The sequence below is a fragment of the Mesorhizobium sp. P2_C5_2 genome, from assembly GCF_056404535.1.
This window is the reverse complement of the sequence record NZ_JBFUDV010000006.1, coordinates 165,556-184,899: the sequence shown is the minus strand read 5'-3', so window position 1 is coordinate 184,899 and position 19,344 is coordinate 165,556. Positions and strand designations below refer to the sequence as shown.

Annotated in this window: 17 protein-coding genes and 1 tRNA gene; 6 read left to right on the top strand and 12 right to left on the bottom strand. The window is 64.0% G+C overall.

The window, feature by feature from the left end; translation table 11 throughout:
• Positions 1–107: 107 nt before the first annotated feature.
• Positions 108–4,097: a PAS domain S-box protein gene (locus AC1D1B_RS24545; RefSeq protein ID WP_477335173.1), complete on the bottom strand. Its 3,990-nt coding sequence runs from the start codon at positions 4,095–4,097 to the stop codon at positions 108–110.
• 297 nt (positions 4,098–4,394) lie between these two features.
• Here AC1D1B_RS24545 and AC1D1B_RS24540 point away from each other — a divergent pair, with 297 nt between their 5' ends.
• The 3 genes from AC1D1B_RS24540 (at position 4,395) to AC1D1B_RS24530 (ending at position 5,706) form a co-directional block, all read left to right on the top strand.
• Positions 4,395–4,853, top strand: coding sequence for a phasin (locus AC1D1B_RS24540; RefSeq protein WP_477335171.1), 459 nt, complete (start codon positions 4,395–4,397; stop codon positions 4,851–4,853).
• A gap of 345 nt (positions 4,854–5,198) precedes the next feature.
• A tRNA-His gene (locus AC1D1B_RS24535) sits at positions 5,199–5,275 on the top strand.
• A gap of 176 nt (positions 5,276–5,451) precedes the next feature.
• Positions 5,452–5,706: a hypothetical protein gene (locus AC1D1B_RS24530; RefSeq protein ID WP_477335169.1), complete on the top strand. Its 255-nt coding sequence runs from the start codon at positions 5,452–5,454 to the stop codon at positions 5,704–5,706.
• Positions 5,707–5,820: 114 nt separating this feature from the next.
• On the opposite strand, the gene AC1D1B_RS24525 is transcribed toward AC1D1B_RS24530, so the two are convergent.
• The 3 genes from AC1D1B_RS24525 to AC1D1B_RS24515 all read right to left on the bottom strand — a co-directional run bounded on the left by AC1D1B_RS24525 (position 5,821) and on the right by AC1D1B_RS24515 (position 10,119).
• Positions 5,821–6,939, bottom strand: coding sequence for a DmpA family aminopeptidase (locus tag AC1D1B_RS24525; protein WP_477335167.1), 1,119 nt, complete (start codon positions 6,937–6,939; stop codon positions 5,821–5,823).
• 8 nt (positions 6,940–6,947) lie between these two features.
• Positions 6,948–8,558 carry an exodeoxyribonuclease VII large subunit gene (gene xseA / locus AC1D1B_RS24520; RefSeq protein ID WP_477335166.1) on the bottom strand — a complete coding sequence of 537 codons (1,611 nt, stop codon included), beginning with the start codon at positions 8,556–8,558 and terminating at the stop codon, positions 6,948–6,950.
• Positions 8,559–9,162: 604 nt separating this feature from the next.
• Entirely contained in the window at positions 9,163–10,119 is a 957-nt protein-coding gene (locus AC1D1B_RS24515; protein ID WP_477335164.1) for a LysR substrate-binding domain-containing protein, read from the bottom strand.
• A 178-nt stretch (positions 10,120–10,297) separates the two neighbouring features.
• Between AC1D1B_RS24515 and AC1D1B_RS24510 the strand changes: the two genes are divergently transcribed.
• The gene (locus AC1D1B_RS24510) at positions 10,298–10,588 is read left to right on the top strand and encodes a DUF1127 domain-containing protein (RefSeq protein ID WP_477335162.1); all 291 of its coding nucleotides are present in this window, start codon (positions 10,298–10,300) and stop codon (positions 10,586–10,588) included.
• Between the two features lie 150 nt (positions 10,589–10,738).
• Here the strand turns inward: AC1D1B_RS24510 and AC1D1B_RS24505 are convergent, their stop codons facing one another.
• The 5 genes from AC1D1B_RS24505 to AC1D1B_RS24485 all read right to left on the bottom strand — a co-directional run bounded on the left by AC1D1B_RS24505 (position 10,739) and on the right by AC1D1B_RS24485 (position 15,271).
• Entirely contained in the window at positions 10,739–10,963 is a 225-nt protein-coding gene (locus AC1D1B_RS24505) for a type II toxin-antitoxin system HicB family antitoxin (protein WP_477335160.1), read from the bottom strand.
• Between the two features lie 261 nt (positions 10,964–11,224).
• Entirely contained in the window at positions 11,225–12,250 is a 1,026-nt protein-coding gene (locus tag AC1D1B_RS24500) for a DUF937 domain-containing protein (RefSeq protein ID WP_477335158.1), read from the bottom strand.
• 90 nt (positions 12,251–12,340) lie between these two features.
• On the bottom strand, positions 12,341–13,714 hold the full coding sequence (locus AC1D1B_RS24495) for a glutamate--cysteine ligase (protein WP_477335156.1): 1,374 nt from the start codon (positions 13,712–13,714) through the stop codon (positions 12,341–12,343).
• A gap of 143 nt (positions 13,715–13,857) precedes the next feature.
• Complete coding sequence (locus tag AC1D1B_RS24490) at positions 13,858–14,592, bottom strand: 16S rRNA (uracil(1498)-N(3))-methyltransferase (protein WP_477335155.1); 735 nt, start codon at positions 14,590–14,592, stop codon at positions 13,858–13,860.
• Between the two features lie 31 nt (positions 14,593–14,623).
• The gene (locus tag AC1D1B_RS24485; protein ID WP_477335153.1) at positions 14,624–15,271 is read right to left on the bottom strand and encodes a hypothetical protein; all 648 of its coding nucleotides are present in this window, start codon (positions 15,269–15,271) and stop codon (positions 14,624–14,626) included.
• Between the two features lie 85 nt (positions 15,272–15,356).
• Here AC1D1B_RS24485 and AC1D1B_RS24480 point away from each other — a divergent pair, with 85 nt between their 5' ends.
• Complete coding sequence (locus AC1D1B_RS24480; protein WP_477335412.1) at positions 15,357–16,055, top strand: type 1 glutamine amidotransferase; 699 nt, start codon at positions 15,357–15,359, stop codon at positions 16,053–16,055.
• 286 nt (positions 16,056–16,341) lie between these two features.
• On the top strand, positions 16,342–16,482 hold the full coding sequence (locus AC1D1B_RS24475) for a hypothetical protein (protein WP_006206855.1): 141 nt from the start codon (positions 16,342–16,344) through the stop codon (positions 16,480–16,482).
• On the opposite strand, the gene AC1D1B_RS24470 is transcribed toward AC1D1B_RS24475, so the two are convergent.
• The 3 genes from AC1D1B_RS24470 to AC1D1B_RS24460 are packed head-to-tail and all read right to left on the bottom strand — an operon-like array spanning position 16,479 to position 19,248.
• Positions 16,479–17,246: a metallophosphoesterase family protein gene (locus tag AC1D1B_RS24470; protein WP_477335151.1), complete on the bottom strand. Its 768-nt coding sequence runs from the start codon at positions 17,244–17,246 to the stop codon at positions 16,479–16,481. The genes AC1D1B_RS24475 and AC1D1B_RS24470 overlap by 4 nt on opposite strands.
• A 56-nt stretch (positions 17,247–17,302) precedes the next feature.
• Positions 17,303–18,439, bottom strand: a complete 1,137-nt coding sequence (locus AC1D1B_RS24465) for an alpha-hydroxy acid oxidase (RefSeq protein ID WP_477335149.1) — start codon at positions 18,437–18,439, stop codon at positions 17,303–17,305.
• An 11-nt stretch (positions 18,440–18,450) separates the two neighbouring features.
• A complete protein-coding gene (locus AC1D1B_RS24460; protein WP_477335147.1) occupies positions 18,451–19,248 on the bottom strand; it encodes an FCD domain-containing protein in 798 nt (265 codons plus the stop codon).
• Positions 19,249–19,344: the final 96 nt, after the last annotated feature.

The following is a 19,344-nucleotide window of genomic DNA, read 5'->3' as shown; positions in this document are numbered from 1 at the left end:
TCAGATTCGCTCAAGCCCCGTTGTGACAGCAAAATTCCACTAAGGCGTCCTGTTGGACGCCTTTTCTTTGTGCCGGTTCAGGATGGTCTGTTCCGAAAGGCCAGGCCCTATTCGGCCAGCACCCGCGTCGACGGGAAGGCGACTTCGACCAGCGTCCCTTCGCCCGGGGTCGAGGTGATGGTGAAGCGGGCGCGGTTGGCTTCCACCATCGCCTTGGTCAGCGGCAGGCCGAGACCGGTGCCGTCGCCGCGTCCGCGCTTCAGCGCGTTGATCTGCTTGAACGGCTTCAGCGCCTGCTCGATCTCGGCATGGCTCATGCCGATGCCGGTGTCGCGCACCCGCATGACGACGTCGCCGGAGGTTTCATAGGCGGTCGACACGATCACCTGGCCGCCGGCCTGCGTGTAGCGGATGGCGTTGGACAGGATGTTGAGCGCGATCTGGCGCACGCTTCTGAGGTCGGCGACCACTTCCGGCAGCCGCGAGGCGAAGCTGGAGCGAATGATGACGCGCTCGCGATTGGCCTGCGGCTGCATCATCGCCACGGTCTCGCCCAGCGTGTCGTTGAGCGACACCGCCTCGTAGTCCATTTCCTGCTGGCCGGCCTCGATCTTGGAGATGTCGAGCAGGTCGTTGACGAGATCGAGCACGTGGTTGCCCGAGCGGTTGATGTCGCGCAGATAGTCGCGGTAGCGGTCATTGGCCACCGGCCCGAACTTCTCGTCCACCATCAGCTCGGAAAAGCCGATAATGGCGTTGAGCGGCGTGCGGATCTCGTGGCTGATGCGGGCGAGGAAATCGGTCTTGTGCGAGGAGGCGCGTTCGGCCACAGCGCGCGCTTGGGTCAAATCCTCCTCGGCCCGCTTCCACTGCGTGATGTCACGCACCACGGCACAGAAACCGCTGTCGTTGGGCAGCCGGCCGATGGTCATGAACAGCGGGATGAAACGCCCTTGCGCCTCACGCCCGATCACCTCACGACCATCGTTCATCACGCTCGCCACGCCGGGCTCGGACAGGCCGTTGAGATAGTCGCGCGCCGCGCGCTGGCTTTCGATGGCAAACAGCGAGGCGAACGGCTTGCCGGTCACCTCGTCGCTGTCGAAGCCGAACAGCGCCTCGGCCGGGCGGCTGATCGAGCGGATATCGCCGTCGCGGCCGATCAGCACCACGCCATCGGTCGCGGTGTCGATGATGGTGCGCATTTCGGCAATGCGCGATTTGAGTTCGGAAACGTCGGGCTGCGTCTGTTCTTCAGCCGCGACATGCGCAACCATCGGAGCCTCGTCGTCGCCGGTGCGCCGCACCACCAGCATCAGCGCCTTGCCGGCGCGCCACGGCACCGAACGCAAGATGGCTTCGATCGGAAATTCCTGCCCGTCACGCGCCTTCAGCCGCAGCGCGTGGTCGCTTTCGTCGGCCGTCTCGGAATAAGGATCGGCAAACAAGGCGTCGAGGCCGCCGGCATCGCTCAAATCGTCGAGCGTGTCATATCCGGTCAGGCCGAGGAATTCCTCATTGGCGTAGTGAAGCTCGTCGCCGGAATGGATGAGCAGCGGCACCGGCAGCTTGCCGAGAATCGACGTGTCAGGGGCCTTGTGTTCGTCTCCGGCTGAAAACGCCGAAGGCATGAACCCTTCAAGTTTGAGCGGCGGCACTTTCAGGCGCGGCGGCTCTGCCGGCGCTGTGTCCGCATCGCCGGCCTTGCCCTGATCCTTCACGGCTGAACCGGTCGCCTGGTCGGCCGGCGCCCAATCTTCATTGTCCTCGGCATCGCGGAAATCAGCCGCAGTCATGCTGTCGTCTTCGCCGGCATCGGCCGGCGCCTCGGCAACAGCCGGCTGTGGCTCTACGACCTCGACGATTTCCTGCGCTTTCGTCTCATCCGGTTCGGAAGCTGGCGCCGGTTCGCTGTTGGAAGACGTCGCTTCGGTACTTTCGCCGGTGACGGAGCCCGGTTCCGGATCGGCGTAATCGAGCAGCGAGCGCGAGACTGTCGGCGCCTTTGCCTCGCTTGCTTCGCCGTCCGCAACGGCGTCGCCCGGCTGCTCGCCGTCGAGCCGCGCCAGGTCCTTTTCGTCCTCGGCATCGCTTTCCGGCGGTTCGGCCTCAACCGTTTCGCTTTCGGGTGCGGTTGCCGATGGTTCAGCTGCGGCAGTCGGGGGGACTTCGTCCGGGCTCGAGGCCCTGGCGGGTTGCTGGGCTGGCGCGGCCGTTTCAGCCTGGTCCGCTGCGGTGTGATCCGGCTTGGGCTGATCTCCCTTGGCCTGGTCCGGCGTTACCTGATCCGGCTTGGCCGATTCGGCCTGCCTGGTGGTCTCCGGCTGTTCCGGTGGGGGATTGTCCTTTTTCAGCCGCTCGCCGATCTCGCGGAAAGCGCTGCGCTCCAGCGTCGACAGGCCTTTATCGTTGGCGGGCTGCCGATGCTCGGCGAGCCGGATGACCTTGTCGGCGAAACGCCGTTCCTGCTTCGGCACGATGGTCAGCGCCGGCACTTCGCCCTCGAACGGATCGGTCGCCTTGGGGGCTTCCATCACGGTCTCTTCCGGGGCCGGCTCGGCTGCCGCCGGTGGCGCGCCATTGGGGATCAGCGCCGTGCCGATCGCCTCCGGATCGACCACCGCATCGCTGGCGCGGGCGACGCCAAAACCACGAAACCCTTCGAAGGCGCGGCTGCGGCCATAGACGGGCAGTGCGGCCAGATCGACCGGTATCTTCAGGTCGGTACCGGCCACCGGCCACAGCACCGAGCGGCCCGACCAGGTGTCGCGCCGTTCGAGCAGGCCGGCGATCTCGCCGGATGCATCAAGGCCGAAAATTGTCGCAACATCCTTGAAGCGGCGGCCGATCACATCGGCGGCGGGCTTGCCGACAATATCGGCAAATTCCGGCGACAGCGCGCTGAACTTGCCCTCGGCGTCGGTGCGCCAGACGAAACGCAGAGGCGGCGCCGAGCGGTCAATCTCACGTTTGGCGGGGGGCGCAGCCGGTAGGGCCACATTGGAGGGCAGGGCGGGCGAGGCGGCAGCAGCGCTGTCCGGCTGCGCATTCTCGGCCGAGACAACCGATTCCGGCTCGACTTGTGCTGGACTGTCCGGCTCGCTCGCCTGCGGTTCCTCGCCGGCATGAAAGTACCAATGATCATGTTGCGCCGGCGTGCTGTCGTTCGCTGCCTGCTCGCGGCCGGTCGTCTGCTCGCGATCGCCTGCCTTTGCATCGGTTGGCGGAGAAGCATCATCGTCCGTCGCAGCCGGTATTGTCTCGGCGACGTCAGGTGCGGCCGTGAGCGGTGCGCCCTGATCGCTGACCGCGACGGATTGGTCAGCCACCGCATCGACCGCTGCCGTGTTCTCCGCAGCGGCTTGTGTCGGGCCAACGTCCTCCTGCGCTGCAGCCGGTTCGGCGTCCAGCGCACCGACAGGATTTTCCTCTCCGAGTTGATCCTCGTCGATGACCACCAGCAGATGCCTGGTATCGGTCAGGCGGGCAAAGCCCGCCGGATAGGAGGTCGCGCTGCCGGGGACCAGCCGCTTGACGATGCGGTCGTCCTGGCTCGCCACATCGGCGACAAGCGCCGCCAGCGTCTCTGGCCGGATGGCGAGCGCGGCAAAACCATCCGAAGCCGCCTCGACAGTGCCGGCGGCGTCGACAAAGGCGATGAAGTGGCCGTCTTCGTTAAAGCCGCTGATGGCGCGGGTTGCAATGTCGGCAGCGCTGCGCGAGCCGGTCTGCGCTGCCGGCACCGCCAGCATGATGGCGCTTTCGCCGTCCGGCATCGTCACCGCACTGGCCAGGAAGCCGACGGCGCGGCTGGTCATGCCGGTAGCCAGCCGCACCGTGATGGCGCGGTCGCTGCCGATCTGCGGAAAGCCGGCGGTCGCCATGATCTGCCGTCTGGCGATCAGCGGCAACTGTGCCGAGGCGCCGATGATGGCCTCGATATCGGGATAGCCGAACACCGCCGCGCCCGGGCCGTTGGCCCAGATCACCTGTTCGAGGTCAGCCGACAGAATCGCAATCGCGTCGCCGGCAGCAAAGCGCTGGCGGACCGCGTCGAGCACGGCGACATCGAGGAAAGAGTAGTTCTCGGAAGGCATGCGCTTGGCGGACCCTTTCGGTGAAACCTCTTGGCGAACCTACAAGGCGGGCAATTTGCAGTTAACGCTTTGTTAATAAAAGCCCGCGCGGCGAAGGTCCACAAGCCATGGCGGGAAGCGGGGGGAATCTCTGGCCTCTTGGTTAACGGCCCTGGGCAATGCCCGGGTAACGTACGGGAAGAAATTTATGGTGCACTGCAACAAAGATATTGCATCGCACAAAAAAACCGCTATATTGCCATCATACATGAACGAGACGGCTTTTTGTCAAAGCCGCTACCCCCGAAAGGATGGAAAATGACCAAGGCCAAGACCGCTGAGACCATCGAAAACGTTGAATTCCCGAGCTTCGACGCTTCCAAGGCAACCGACCAGATCCGCGCTTTCGCCGAAAAGGGTGTTGAGCAGTCGAAGGAAGCCTACTCCAAGCTGAAGGCCGGCGCCGAAGAGACCCAGAAAGTTCTGGAATCGACCTTCGAGACCGCCAAGACCGTTTCCAGCGACCTGTCGCTCAAGACCATCGCCGCTCTGCGCGCCAATGCCGAAGCCGGCTTCTCGCACCTCGAAGCCCTGATCGGCGCCAAGTCGCTGTCGGAAGTTGTCGAGCTGCAGACCGCCTTCCTGCGCAAGCGCGTCGAGACGACCGTCGAGCAGGCCAAGGACTTCCAGGCTGTTGCTTCCAAGGCTGCCGAAGACGTCTCCAAGCCGGTCAAGACCGCTTTCGAGAAGGCGCTGAAGGACATCAAGGCCGCCTAATAATTGCGCACAACTCTACGATGCATCAAAACGTCGCATTTCGTCAGACAAATAGATGTGCGATAGAGTTGTCCAGTGAATACCCGGCGAGTGGAACCTCCTCCCTCTGCTCTCCGGGGTGACCAGCCAGCACCTCCTCCCGCTGGCTCGTAACAGGAAAAGGCCGGCACCTCCTCCCGCCGGCCTTTTCTTTTGCCCAGAAAACCGGCGCCTGTTGGCAGAACCGGCTTTGCCTTATCAAAGGCCTTGAATTAGTCTCTGATAGACCGTATTGGACGCATCGCCGAACGACAGAGCGGATCTCGGAGAATGAATTTTTCACCACGATCTGGCTCAGGCGAACGTGCCGTTGTAGCTCAGATGGTTAGAGCGCCGGATTGTGGATCCGGAGGTCGCTGGTTCGATCCCAGCCAACGGTACCACTCTATCAAACAATCAGAACGTGCTCCTTGAACCCTTCCCTTCCTTCGGCTCTTCGGACCTCGTACAAGATCGACTTGCCGGGCGAAGCCGACTCGGTTCGAATGCGAGCATGCATCCTTTGCCGGGTGCGGACGTTTACGATTGCCAACCGGCATAGCCGCCAGGGAAAAGCAGTATGAGTGAACATGCGATCGAGTTCTTGCGCGGGTGGATTGGTGAAAAGGTCCATTGCCAGCACTCGCCGGTAAAGATCGAAAAGCAGGCCGAGACCCTCGCCAAGGAATGTGCCGCCAAGGCGGCCGAGGTCGGCATCCCGCTGGAGGATATCCAGGAAGAAGTCGGCGACATCCAGGAACTGATCGCCTCGCGGCTCGAAGAGGCGGCCGAGGCCGACCAGGGCAACGAGAATCCGGGCAAGCCTGCCGAATAAATGTCAGGCCCGGCCGCCAGAGCCGGGCGCTGCCTCTTTGTTTACGCAATTCCCAAGGGAAAGAGCTGCGCACTTTCTCCGGGAAAACCGCTTTACACTTTTCCTGGAATTGCTCTACCCAAATCGATCCTTCAGCCAGGCCTTCGGCAGCGCCGGCACGAAATTGCCGTCGCGCCCGCTCATATCCTCATTGGCGACCATCGCATTGAGGATTGCCTCTTCCACGCTTTGCACCACCGCATCGAAGAACGGGTCGATATCGACGTCCGGGATGAAGTCGGCGTTTGCCGTCCGGCCGGGCGGCGCAAGTGCTGCTTGCGGATTGGCGGTGGTGAAGGCCAGGAAAATGTCGCCCGAACTGTGGTAGCCGAAGCCGCCGGTCATGGCGATGCCAAGCGGCACCCGCCGCGCCAGCCGCTTCATCTGATGCGGCAGGAAGGGCGCGTCGGTGGCGACGACGGCGATGATCGAACCCTTCTCAGCATGCGGTGTGCCTTCGCGGATTGCCGGCTCCACCAGATCGGACCCGACGCACGCGCCGCGCAAAGTGAAATTGCGCCGCTTGCCGAAATTCGCCTGCACGAACACGCCGACTGTATGGCTGATGCCCTGCCATTCGACGATGCGCGACGCCGTACCGGAGCCGGCTTTGAAGCCGAAGGCGATCATGCCGGTGCCGCCGCCGACGCTACCTTCCTCGATCGCTCCGCCAGCAGCTCCGTCGAGCGCGGCTTCGACATGCTCGAAGCCGACATGATGACCGTTGATGTCGTTGAGGAAGCCGTCATAGGTTTCCGCCGCCACCGGCAGCCCCCAGCCGCTGTCGAGTGCGGCCGGCAGCACGCGTTGCATCCAGCGCAGCGTGCCGTCGCGGGTGACGCCGCAGGAATGCGTGTTGGTGAGGGTCGCAGGCAGGTTGAAGGCGCCCACCTCCTCGATAATGTGCGAGCCCGTCAGTTCGCCATTGCCGTTCTGGCTGAACACGCCGGCAAACACCGGCGTGGCGAGCTCCGCCAACGGTCGCGGCAGGATGGCGGTGACGCCGGTGCGCACCGGCCCTGTGCCGACTTTGAGCGGACCATCGCCTGAGATCAGCGTCGCGTAGCCGACGCTCACGCCGGGCACATCGGTGATGGCATTGAAGCGGCCCGGCGTGCCATCGAAGGCAACGCCGAACGCACGGGCGCGCGGCTTGCCGGCCGGCGTTTGAAGATGCGGGTCGTGTCCGGTCATACCGTCCTCTAAAAAAGCGAGCCCTGATTGCCCGGTTCTTTTGGTTTGCTGCCGGCTGGCTTGGCAGGCGCAGGTTTACTAGCAGGCGGCGCGGCCGCTGGTTTGGCGACCGCCTCCGGCTGCCCCATACCGCCGGTCGCAACCGCATTCGTGGTGCCATCGGCGAACTCGATTTGCAGCGCCGCTCCCGGCGCTACATCCGCCGCCAGCTTGATCACCGCGCCTTCGGCGTCCTTCACCAGCGCGAAGCCGCGCGCCAGCACCGCCTTGTGCGACAGCGTTGCGAGCAAGCGGTCGGCCTGGGTCAATTGCCCCCGCAGCCGGTCCAGCCGCCGCGACACCGCCTGATCTTGGCGGCGCGTCAGTGCAGCCAGCGCATCCGCCTGCAGTTTCTGCCGCCTGACGATCGGCGCCGGCGACAACCGTTTTCCGCTGCGCGAAAACCGGGTGCGCCGTTCGCGCACGATGCCGAAAAAGGCCGCTTGCGCCCGCGCCAGATCGCGGCCGGTCAGCGTCCGGGCCTCGTTGATGCGTCGCGACAGCGTGGCCGGTGTCAGCCGCTGGCCCTGCAGCTTGGTCCGCTTGCGCTCGATGCTGACCGACAGCGCCCGGCCAAGCCGGCTGGTTGCCTCGTCCAGCCGTCGGCGCGGCAGCGCCAGCAACTGGTCGGGCGAGGGGAGCGCGCGGGCGGCTGCACGGGAGGCCTGCCGCTTGCGTTCGAAATTGCGCAAAACCGCCGCCTTGAGCCGTGCGCCGAGACTGGCAAGTGTTGCCTCGAGGTCCGCTTTCACCGGCACGGCGATCTCGGCGGCACCCGTCGGCGTCGGCGCCCGCATGTCGGCGACGAGATCGATCAAGGTCCAGTCGGTCTCGTGGCCGACAGCCGAAATCACCGGGATGCGCGAGGCGGCAACCGCGCGCGCCAGGCCTTCATCGTTGAACCCCCAGAGATCCTCCAGGCTGCCGCCGCCGCGCGCTACGATCAGAAGGTCGGGCTGCGCAATCGCGCTATCCCAGGCCAGGGCGTTGAAGCCGTTGACGGCGGCTGTCACTTCCGCGCCTGCCGTCTCGCCTTGGACTCTTACCGGCCAGACCAGCACATGCAGCGGAAAGCGGTCCTTGATGCGGTGGATGATGTCGCGGATCACCGATCCGGTCGGCGAGGTTACGACGCCGATGGTGCGCGGCATGAAGGGCAGTCGCCGCTTGCGGTCGGCGTCGAACAGCCCTTCGGCCTGCAGCCTCCGCTTGCGCTCTTCCAGAAGCGCCATCAGCGCGCCGGCGCCGGCGGGCTCGAGATTGTCGATGACGATCTGGTAGTTGGACTTGCCGGGATAGGTGGTGAGCTTACCGGTGGCGATCACCTCCATCCCCTCTTCGGGACGGAATTTCAGCCGGCTCATCGTGCCTTTCCAGACCACGGCATCGAGCCGCGCGCGGTCGTCCTTCAGCGTGAAATAGGCATGGCCGGAAGAATGCGGCCCGCGATAGCCGGAGATTTCGCCGCGCACCCGCACATGGCCGAAGACGTCCTCGACCGTGCGCTTCAGCGCGCCGGAAATCTCGCTCACCGTGTATTCGGTGGCGTTGGTGCGTGATTCGGATTCTGCGTCGCTCATTGGCCGATTGAGCGGCTGTTGTCGCCCCGCGTCAAGATTCCATAACTTGATCTTAAGCCCGCCTTGATTGACTTTGCCGCCAAGGAGGACGCATGAGCGCCCGCGCAAACCGCAGCCCGTTGACATTCCAGGTTACCCTGACTGGTCTCGCTCAGCGGCCAGCCTGCCATTCTCAGCGTCACGCCGCTCGCGCCAAGTTCGGATCGGGTCACCCAGGCGCCCGGCAGTGAATATCTCTAGGTTCCCTTGGAGCTTATCAACGAGGCGGTCATCGGCAGGATCGCCGAAAAATATCTGCTGGCAGGCGCGCATTTCCTGCGGCTGTCGCAGTCTGTAGGTTCAGCCGCCATTCCGCTCGTCGATTCACGCGGCGTCATCCTCGGCTATATCGGCGGGGACCAGGAATGGCCCGGCCTGACGCTGGTGCGTAAGGCCGGCCCGGCTCTGGCTCCGAAGCGCAGAAGGCGCTGCTGGTTGCCATGGGCTGCCGGCAGCTGCAGGGCTATCTCCTGTCGCCGCCGCTGGAGCCGACGCAATTGCTGGCGCTGCCCGGCCTGTCGTCGACAAACGCAACGACAGAGGCGGCCGCGTCGGCCTGATCCCCCTACCAGCCCGGCAGGATCTGGTTCGGCTTGCTCCGCTTCATCTTGGCGAAGGCGAGTGCCGCAAAATCGAAGCTTCCCGTCTCTTCGCCGAGCGGCACGGAAATGTTGTCGAGGCTTTCCGAAATATGCCGCGCCAGCGCATCGACGATTTCGGGCCGCGAGGTCTGGCCGCGCATGATGCCGATGCGGCAATCGGGCAGGGCGCCAAAGCCGTCGGCTTCGCCCAGCACCCGCATGCCGGGCCTGAGCGCACATTCAGGCAGCACCGAAATCGCCAGGCCCGACAGCACTGCGGCGGTGATGACGGTGGCCGAGAAGCTGGTGAACAGGATGCGATAGTCACGGCTTTGCCGGTCGAGCACATCGACGGCGGCGCGCCGCCAGATGCAATTCGGCCGGCCGAAGGCCATCGGCAGCACTTCCTGTTCGTGCGTGGCATGGTTGGCCGAGGTGACCCACAGAAGCGGCTCGCGCCGCACCACTTCCGACTGGCCGCGCGTGTCGTTATGCGTCACCAGCGCCAGATCGAGGTTGCCGCGCTTGATATGCTCGACCAGCCCCGGCGTCGGCTCGCAGATGACGGTCAACTCGACGCGCGGGTTGGAGCGCGTGAAGCGCGCCATGATCTCGGGCAGGAAGCGGTCGGCGTAGTCGTCGGGCGTGCCGATACGGATGGTGCCTTCGAGCCGCCGGTCGTCGAAGGCGGCCAGCGTCTCGCGGTTGAGATAGAGCAGGCGGCGCGCGTAGGAGAGCAGCTTGTCGCCTTCCTCGGTCAGTCTGTTGGTGCGGCCGTCCTTTTCGAACAGCGGCTTGCCGATCCGCTCCTCCAGCCGGCGCATCTGCATCGACACCGCCGACTGGGTGCGAAGCACCTGCTCGGCCGCGCGGGTGAAGCTGCCGGTATCTGCAATCGAGATGAAGGTCTGCAACTGGTCGAGATCGAGTGGCGCTTTCATCGGGTCCAATCCATCACTAGCGTTGATGCTAAAGATTAGAAACATTCGTTGGATTAATCAATCGGCGCGTGGCAAATTCCGATTGTCCACATGAATGCATGTGAATCGACACCGGAACGGTGCCTCTCCCAGGCTCCGTTTGCTCGGCTTCGTCCGCTCGACTCCGAAGGAGACTGACATGACCACGATCGATTTCGCCACCGAGACCTCGCGCATCACCTCGCGTCCGGCCGTCGCGACGCGCGTGGCCAACACCCTTCTCAACGCCTTCCAGGCCTGGAAAAATCGCCGCGCCTTCTATCGCCTCGGCGAGATGTCGGACGCCGAGCTTGCCGATATCGGCCTGACGCGCGCCGACCTCCATGTCGCCATCGATGTACCGTTCGGCGCCGACCCGACCGTGAAGCTGCGTGCGATCGCGAGTGATCGTGCCGATACAATCGAAAATCTCGCCCGCCAGGTAGCGTGATATCGGGCGCACTATTTCGGTTGCCGTGAACCTTTTTCAGGCTCGCCGCGACCAAGGAGTATAGCAGGCTCCCCACTCCCTGCCGGATCCCCGCCGGCCAGCCTGCACACTGGCCCGGTCCTCCCAGGGCCGGGCTTTTCTTTTAGGAGATCAGGCGAAAGCCAGCTTTCGCGATGGCCTCGGTATCGACCTGCCAAGGTCAGTCGCGGCTTCTATCCAGGACGCTATGGCATCCTGAACGTTCGCGATCGCTTCTTCAGGAGTGTCGCCGTCACTCATGCAGCCCGGCAAATCAGGTACAAACGCAGAAAATCCGCCGCCGTCTTCTGCAGCAAGCGGCGCGATGACGACCGGGTATTCAAGTCTGTCCGTCATGTCTCTTCGCCTCGTCGATGAATGCCACGAGTTTCCGAATATATACGGGTTTGATTGGGCGTTTGAAAGGCACGGTCAGAATGTCGGTCATTGCCGGATGATAAACCTTGTAGTGCGATCCACCTGATCTCGGCGGAACACATTGAACCCCCGCCTCATCACACGCGACTTTCACATCCGCTATTGACCAGTCGCCGCGAGGATTGCGGCGCATCTGCTCCAGTCTTTTGCCCATAGGACGTCGATCCGAGTGCCGCCAAACTACCGCCGGTCCATGTCCCGCTTGAACTGGTCGAAGATCGTTTCCACGCCCTTCTGATAGTCGTCGCGCTGCTGGGCGCCGGTCTCGAACATCTTGCCGAAAATGTCGTCGAACGGGTTCCGTGGCCTGCCGCTCGGATTGGCCTGCGGTTGCGGCGCCTGGCGTTGCTGTGGCGCCTGACGCTGCTGGGGCTGCGGCGCCGACTGTCCACCGGGCAGACCGAAGCCGCCGCCACCGCCTTGCCGCATCATCTCCTCGAAAATCTTGCCCAGCGGGTTGTCGCCATAGGGGCTCTGCGTCTGTTGCGGCTGTTGCGCCCGTCCCTGCGGCTGCTGTACCGCGCCACCACCGAACATGTCCCGCAGCACCTTGCCCAGCGGATTGTCGCCATAGGGGTTGGGCGCTTGTTGCGGCTGGCTTTGCGGCTGTTGCGCGCCGCCGCCAAACATGTCCTGCAGCACCTTGCCCAGCGGGTTCTCGCCATAAGGATTGGGTGCCGGCTGCGGCGCCGGCTGTGCGCCGCCGCCGGCCTGCCGCATCATCTGTTCGATGATCTCGCCGAGCGGATTGCCGCCGCCACCGAAGCCGCCGGCGGCCTGCATCTGATTTGTCGTTTGCTTGAACAGTCCGCCCATCACCATCGAGGCGATGGCCGGCAGCATCTGCTGCAGGATCTGCTGGCTGACGCCGGTCGCCTGCGCGGCCTGGCTGGCCACGGCGCGCGACAGCTCCTTCGAGCCGAACAGATGACCCAGAATGCCGTTGCCCTCATTGAGGCCTTGCGGCGAGAAGGCTCGGGTTGCGTCCTCGAAATATTTGGCGTGCTGGCCGCTTGCCATCGCCGTCATGAAGGCGCCGAGCCCGTAGGGGTCCGCAGTGTTGCGCTGCAGCCCTTGCGAGAAAGCCGGCAACAATGCGGCGACCGCGGCTTGCGTCTGCTGCATCGAAAGCCCGTATTGCTGGGCAAGCGCCTGCATTCCGTTGCCGTTCTGCGCCTGCGCCAATATGTCGAACAAGGTAGGCATCGGTTTCTCCTCCGGGAAATCCTCGAGGGAGAGCCTAGTTCGTTTCGATGTCCTATTGAAGCGGCTTTTGCCGCTGCTCAAGGCGCGCAGTTAATACGCATATTCCATGAACACCGGCTCGATCGAGCCGCCCCAGCGTGTGTGATAGGCCGACAGCATTTCCTCGGCACTGGTGGTGCCGCGCGCCACCACTTCATCCAGCGTGTTGAGGAAAGAAGTTTCGTCATAGCCGTCGCGGTTCTTCTTGCCGCGGTTCTTCAGGCCCATGCGCGAAATGACCAGCACGTCGCGGGCGATCTCGCGCAGCGTCGTGTTGCGGAAGGGTGCGGAAATGCCTTGCTCCGGCACCGCGTTACGCATCGCCAGCGTTTCTTCATAGGTCCAGCTCGAGGTCAGCGCCTCGGCGGCATCGAGTGCAGCCTCGTCATAGAGCAGTCCGACCCAGAAGGCCGGCAGCGCGCAGATGCGCCGCCACGGTCCGCCATCGGCGCCGCGCATTTCGAGGAAGCGCTTCAGCCGCACGTCGGGGAACAGCGTCGACAGATGGTTCGCCCAATCGCCCATCGTCGGCAGGCCGTCCGGCACCTCATTGCGGGCAGCGCCGGCCATGAACTGTCGGAAGGTGATGTGCGTCATGTCGTGATAGTGGCCGTCGCGGATGACGAAATACATCGGTACGTCGAGCGCCCATTCGACATAGTCGGCAAAGCCGAACTCGGGCGAGAAACAGAATTCGAGCAGGCCCGAACGCTGGTTGTCGGTGTCGCGCCAGATGTCGCCGCGCCAGCTCTGCAGCCCGTTCGGCCGGCTATCGGTGAAGGGAGAGTTGGCAAACAGCGCTGTCGACAGCGGCTGCAATTTCAGCGACACCTGCATCTTGCGGCGCATGTCGGCCTCGCTCTCGAAGTCGAGGTTCACCTGGATGGTACAGGTGCGGTACATCATGTCGAGACCCTTGGTGCCGACCTTGGGCATGTAGCGGGTCATGATCTCGTAGCGCGATTTCGGCATTTTCGGCGTCTCGGCCAGCGACCATTTCGGGCTGCCGCCGAGGCCAAGGAAGCGGATGCCCATCGGCTCGGCGATCTCGCGCACCTGCGCCAGATGCGCGTTGCCCTCGCGGCAGGTCTGATGGATCGTCTCCAGCGGTGCGCCGGACAGTTCGAACTGGCCGCCCGGCTCCAGCGAGATGGCGCCCTGTCCGGTCGGCTCGACCAGGCCGATGATGCGGCCATCATCGATGATCGGATCCCAGCCGAGCTTGTGCTGCATGCCTTCGAGAATGGCGCGGATGCCGCGCTCGCCGCCATAAGGCACCGGTGCGTTGCCGTCGACATAGAACGGAAACTTCTCGTGCTCGGTGCCGATGCGCCACTTGTCGCGCGGCTTGTTGCCTTCGGCCAGATGCTCGACCAGTTCGTCGAAGTCTTCGATCGGCCGGAAATCGGTAGTATCGCGCGCCATTGGGGCCCCCTCTGCGGCTCTCGGAAGACCGCCGGCGCTAGATGGACGAAATGTCAGTAGACGATCAAGCGAAAAATCCTGAGCCACAGGTCAACAGGAATTGAACGTGACCGCCCCGCCCGTCCCTTGCAATAGGCGAAGTCTCACCAGTCTCCGATCGTTGCCTGCATCACGGCAAACGCAGCCACCGCCGCCGTATCGGCGCGCAGGATGCGTGGTCCGAGCGGAATGGCGGTGACGAAAGGCAGCGCTCGCAGCATCTTGCGCTCCGCCTCGGAAAAGCCGCCCTCAGGCCCGACCAGCAGCGCTAGCTTCTTTTCCTTGACCGCCTGCAGTGCCGGCAGCGGATTGTTGGTAGAGGCGTCCTCGTCGCAGAAGATCAACCGGCGCTCCTTGTCCCAGCCAGAGAGCAGGCGCTCGAATTTCTCGGCTTCGCGCACGTCCGGCACCGCCAGTATGCCGCATTGCTCGGCCGCCTCGACGACATTGGCGCGCAGGCGGTCGATGGAGGGTTTTGCCACTTGCGTGTGCTGGGTGATTACCGGCTGCAGGATGCCGGCGCCCATCTCCACCGCCTTCTGCACGAGATAGTCGAGCCGGCCTTGCTTCAGCGGCGCGAAGCAATAGATCAGATCGGGCAGCGGCGGCTGCGGCCTCTGCGAGGCCAGCACCTTCAGCCGCACCGCCTTCTTCGACTTGGCAGCGATCGCCGCCGACCATTCGCCGTCGCGGCCGTTGAAGACCAGGATCTCGGCGCCTTCGCCGAGCCGTAGCACATGCATGAGATAATGGCTCTGCTGCTGGCCGGCATCGAATTCGATACCTGCTGCGAGATCGCCCGGCACAAACAGCCGCTGCATCTTGTAATTGGCGCGCATCGCCGAGGAATGGGCGAGGCGGTGCCTGGCGTCAAGCCTCGGCGGAAGGATGCCACACCGGTTCAAAGCCCTGCCGCAACACCGAAACGGTCGTGGCCGGTGTGAGCAGGCGCAGTGGCCGCCCGGCAAGGGTGTCGAAGGCCGCCGGCCCGCCATAGCCCGCAAACGACCAGCGCAGCGCCTTTCCGCCGCGCAGCGCATAGGCGGAGCCGCCATCAGCGATCATCGCTCCATCCGGCAATCCAGCAAGCTCTTCCACGGTGACATCAGGTGGCTTGCCGCCCGACGCCAGCCGCTCCTTGTGCAGGCGCTTGTCGACCATTGGTGCGCGCGGCTCTGTGACACCGAAGGCTTTGCCGAAACGGCTGACAAAATCCACGGCTCGCTCACGCCGGCAGTAGAAACAGGGCCGGTGCCCGGCTGCCAGTGCCGTCACCTCGTCGAGGAAGAACAGCTCGGTCCAGCCGGCCTTGCCCTCCGGCCGATTGCGGCCCATCGGCTCGCGCCGCACATTGCGGAGTTTGCAGACGCAGATGATCCAGGCCGGCAAAGCCCAGCGCTTCTTAAGTAGCGTCTTGGTCTCCGGGTCGTGGATGATGCCGCGATTGCCGGTGAACAGGCCGCGTTCCGGCACGGCATGGATGGCGCCGAACGGATCGACCCTGTTCTGCAGTGGCATAGCTCTCTCCCGAATGCACATCTTGGCTGCAATGCAGACGACATGATATCGCTCGTCGCGTCATTTCATGTCAGCAGGGTTTGCGATGCGGGTGCTGGTGGTCCAGAATTACGACAATACCGGCCTCGGTCAGGTCGGTGCGGCGCTTGCCGAAGCCGGCGCCGATCTCGACCTGCGCCGACCCTACAAGGGCGATCCGCTGCCTGACGACGCGACCGGCCACGATGCCATGGTGATGCTGGGCGGCGGTCAGAACGCGCTGGCCGACGATGACTATCCCTATTTTCCTGCGCTGCTCGACCTGACCCGCGATTTCGCCGCGAAGGATCGCTCGGTGCTCGGCATCTGCCTCGGCAGCCAATTGGTTGCCCGCACCTTCGGCGGCGAGAACAAGATCGGCGGCGCCTCGGAATTCGGCTGGCACAAGGTGTCACTGACGCCGGACGCCAGGACCGATCCGGTGCTTGGCGCACTCCCCCAGGATTTCCCCATCTTCGAATGGCACGACGACACCTTCGCACTGCCTGAAAATGCGGTGCGGCTTGCCGGCAGCGAAATTGCCGAGAACCAGGCGTTTCGTATCGGCCGCGCCGTCTACGGCTTCCAGTTCCATTTCGAGGCCGACCGTCCGATGGTGAAGGACTGGAGCACATCCTTCGCGCCGCTCATTGCCGAGCGCCATCCCGACTGGCACGACCGGCTCGATGGCGAAATGGCCCGCAACGGCGCGGACGCCGATGCCGCCGGCCTCGCCATAGCCCGCGCCTGGGTGGCGACGATCTGAGCTCCGGTAGCCGCGCGGAAGCCGGGCCGTTGCATAATTGGCACGCGGCGGGGAATCCGCCGGGGACAACGTCTTTCATCCTTGGTTTGTGGCCGAACGCTATCCTACAAGGCGCGCGCTCTGCATCGGCAATGCAACCGCGATGAACCTTCTGTGTGCTCCGCGCGACACACCGCCGATACAGAATCGATCTACAAGCGCGAAATCGTCGAAACTTTAAGACGAATTCTCCGTTTCAACGCATTGGTAACCGCCTCGTGCCCAGATGCAGGAAGCTCAACAAGAGATGACGTCCGTGAAAGCAGCGCTTCTGTCCTTTGTCATGCTGTCTGCCATCGTGCTGTGCGGTCTCGGCATTTATTCCGCCGATGCAGCCAACAACCATCAAGCCGTCGACGGCTACGGCGTCACCGCCGCGCTCCGCTAAAACGCTTTTCCCTGTACAGTCAGGATACGCTTGTCCGCGCCGTCTACGGCGAGCGCGCTGAGCATGCCTGACTGCCAGGCGAGCGTGTCGACATTGACGCGGTTCGGCATCACCTCGGCCTCCGGCACCGGTGTGTGGCCGTGCACGATCACCTTCGGGTAAAGCCCTGGATGGTTGTGGAAGACGTCGCGTATCCAGACCAGATCCTGCGGGCTCTGGCTCTCCAGCGGCACGTCAGGTCTGATGCCGGCATGGCAGAAGAAGAAATCGCCCGATATCAGTGACAATTGCAGCGACCGCAAGAAGTCGACATGGGCTTGCGGCACAGCATTGATCAGTGCCTGGTGTCCCCGCCGTACCGCCTCGGCCTTGCCGAACCAGCTTGCGTCCCCCGTCAGGTCCACGCCATAGGACTGCGCCGTCTGGACGCCGCCATAGCGCATGAACAGCCCATCCGGGTCGGGTACGTCGAGAAAATCGAGGAAGCCGATATCGTGGTTGCCGGCCAGCATCAAATTGCGCGGATCGCGCTTTTGCGCCGCGATCAGGAAATCGATGACGCCCTTGGAGTCTGGCCCGCGGTCGACATAGTCGCCGAGGTGGACGATGCGCCAGTCGGCGGACGGCTTGTATTCGAGCTCGCTCTCGATCCGGCGGTGCATGGCTGCGAGCAAGTCGTGCCGGCCATGCACGTCGCCGATCGCATAGAGGCGTATGCCGTTGGGCGCGCGCGCGTCGAGGTAATGGATGCCGGTCTCGGTCAAGGCTGGCGTCGTCTCCGTGATCCCAGCGAGGCTAGGACCAATCGGTGAACAAGACCCTATCGCCGCAACTGGTCCTTGCCCATGTCGGTCACCAGACGCTTGCCGCACAGTGCCAGCGTAATGTCCATCTCCTTGCGGATGATCTCCAGCGCCAGGGTAACCCCTTCCTTGCCCATGGCGCCGAGACCGTAGAGGAACGGCCGGCCGATATAGGTGCCCTTGGCGCCGAGGCAGAGCGCCTTCAGCACGTCCTGGCCGGAGCGGATACCGCCATCCATGTGCACTTCGATCTTGTCGCCGACGGCATCGGCGATTTCTTCCAACGCCATGATCGACGACGATGCGCCGTCGAGCTGGCGCCCGCCATGGTTGGAAACGACGATCGCGTCGGCGCCGGTCTTGACAGCCATCAGCGCGTCCTCCTTGTCGAGAATGCCCTTCAGGATCAGCTTGCCGCCCCAGCGCTCCTTGATCCAGGCAACATCTTTCCACGACAGTTGCGGATCGAACTGCTCCGTCGTCCAGGACGACAGCGAAAAGACATCGCCGACACCCTTGGCGTGGCCGATGATGTTGCGGAAGGTGCGGCGCTTGGTGCCGGCCATACCTAGGCACCAGCGCGGCTTGCTGGCCAGGTCGATGATGTTGGCCAGCGTCATCTTGGGGGGCGCCGAAAGCCCGTTGCGGACATCCTTATGCCGTTGGCCGAGGATCTGCAGGTCGAGCGTCAGCACCAGCGCCGAGCACTTTGCCGCCTTCGCCCTGTCGATCAGGTTGAGCACGAAATCCTTGTCGCGCAGCACATAGAGCTGGAACCAGAATGGCTTCTTCGTCACCGAGGCGACATCCTCGATCGAACAGATGCTCATCGTCGACAGCGTGAACGGCACGCCGAATTCCTCCGCCGCCTGCGCCGCCAGCATCTCGCCATCGGCATGCTGCATGCCTGTCAGGCCCGTCGGCGCCAGCGCCACCGGCATCGACACCTTTTGGCCGATCATGGTCGTTTCCAGCGAGCGGTTGCTCATGTCGACCAGCACGCGCTGGCGGAACTTGATCTTCTGGAAGTCTTCCTCGTTGGCCCGGTAGGTGCTCTCGGTCCATGCGCCTGAATCGGCATAGTCGAAGAACATTTTGGGGACACGCCGGCGCGCGAGGTCCTTGAGGTCGGCGATGGTCAGGATGTCGCTCATGGGGTCCCTCGTTAGCCTGTTATCTTCGGGTCGTCGCCGGCGTCGGAGCGTTGCTTCAGCCTGAGCCGCGACACGCGCTGCCAGTCGCCGCTGCGTTCGGCCTCGAGCATCGAACGCTCGACATAGGAGATGTGGTCCATCGCCGCCTGGCGGGCGGAAGCCGGATCGCCGGCCTTGATTGCTTTGTAGATCGCCCGGTGCTGGGCCAGCAGCGCTTCGCGCGCGCCGGGCACGGTGAACACCAAGAGCCGGTTCTGGAAGACGCCTTCCGACAGCAGGCGGTAGCAGGAGCGCAGCGTGTGCAGGAGGATGATGTTGTGCGCGCATTCGCACACCGCATGGTGGAACTCAACGTCGATCTCCGCCTCGTCGTCGAAATCGCCGGTGCGGTGCGCCTCGTCCATGCGCGCCATGATACGGTCGAGCAGCGCAATGTCGTCTGGGGTGGCACGCCGCGCCGCATATTCGGCGGCCACGCCTTCGATCTCTCGGCGGTATTCCAGATAGTCGGTTACTGCCTTGCGGTGCATGGAGATGAGGTCGGTCACCGGCTTTGTGAAGAGCTGGCCGATGACATCGGCGACATGGGTGCCGCCGCCGGCCTTGGTGGTCAACAGCCCGCGCCCCTCCAGCGCCTTTAGGGCGTCGCGCAGGATCGGCCGTGACACGTCGAACTGGCGCGCCAGCTCGCGCTCGCCCGGCAGCCGGTCGCCGGTGCGCAGCACGCCTTCGAGGATCAGGCTTTCGATCTGCTGCACCACCTCGTCGGCGGTGCGCGAATGCTCGATCCTGGAGAAAATATCGCTCAACGGGGGCGCCTGGGAATTGGACCGGTATCGCGCAAGATAAAGCCAGCATCGCCAACTGGTCAAATTATTTATCCAATTCACCTGATCGCATCGACT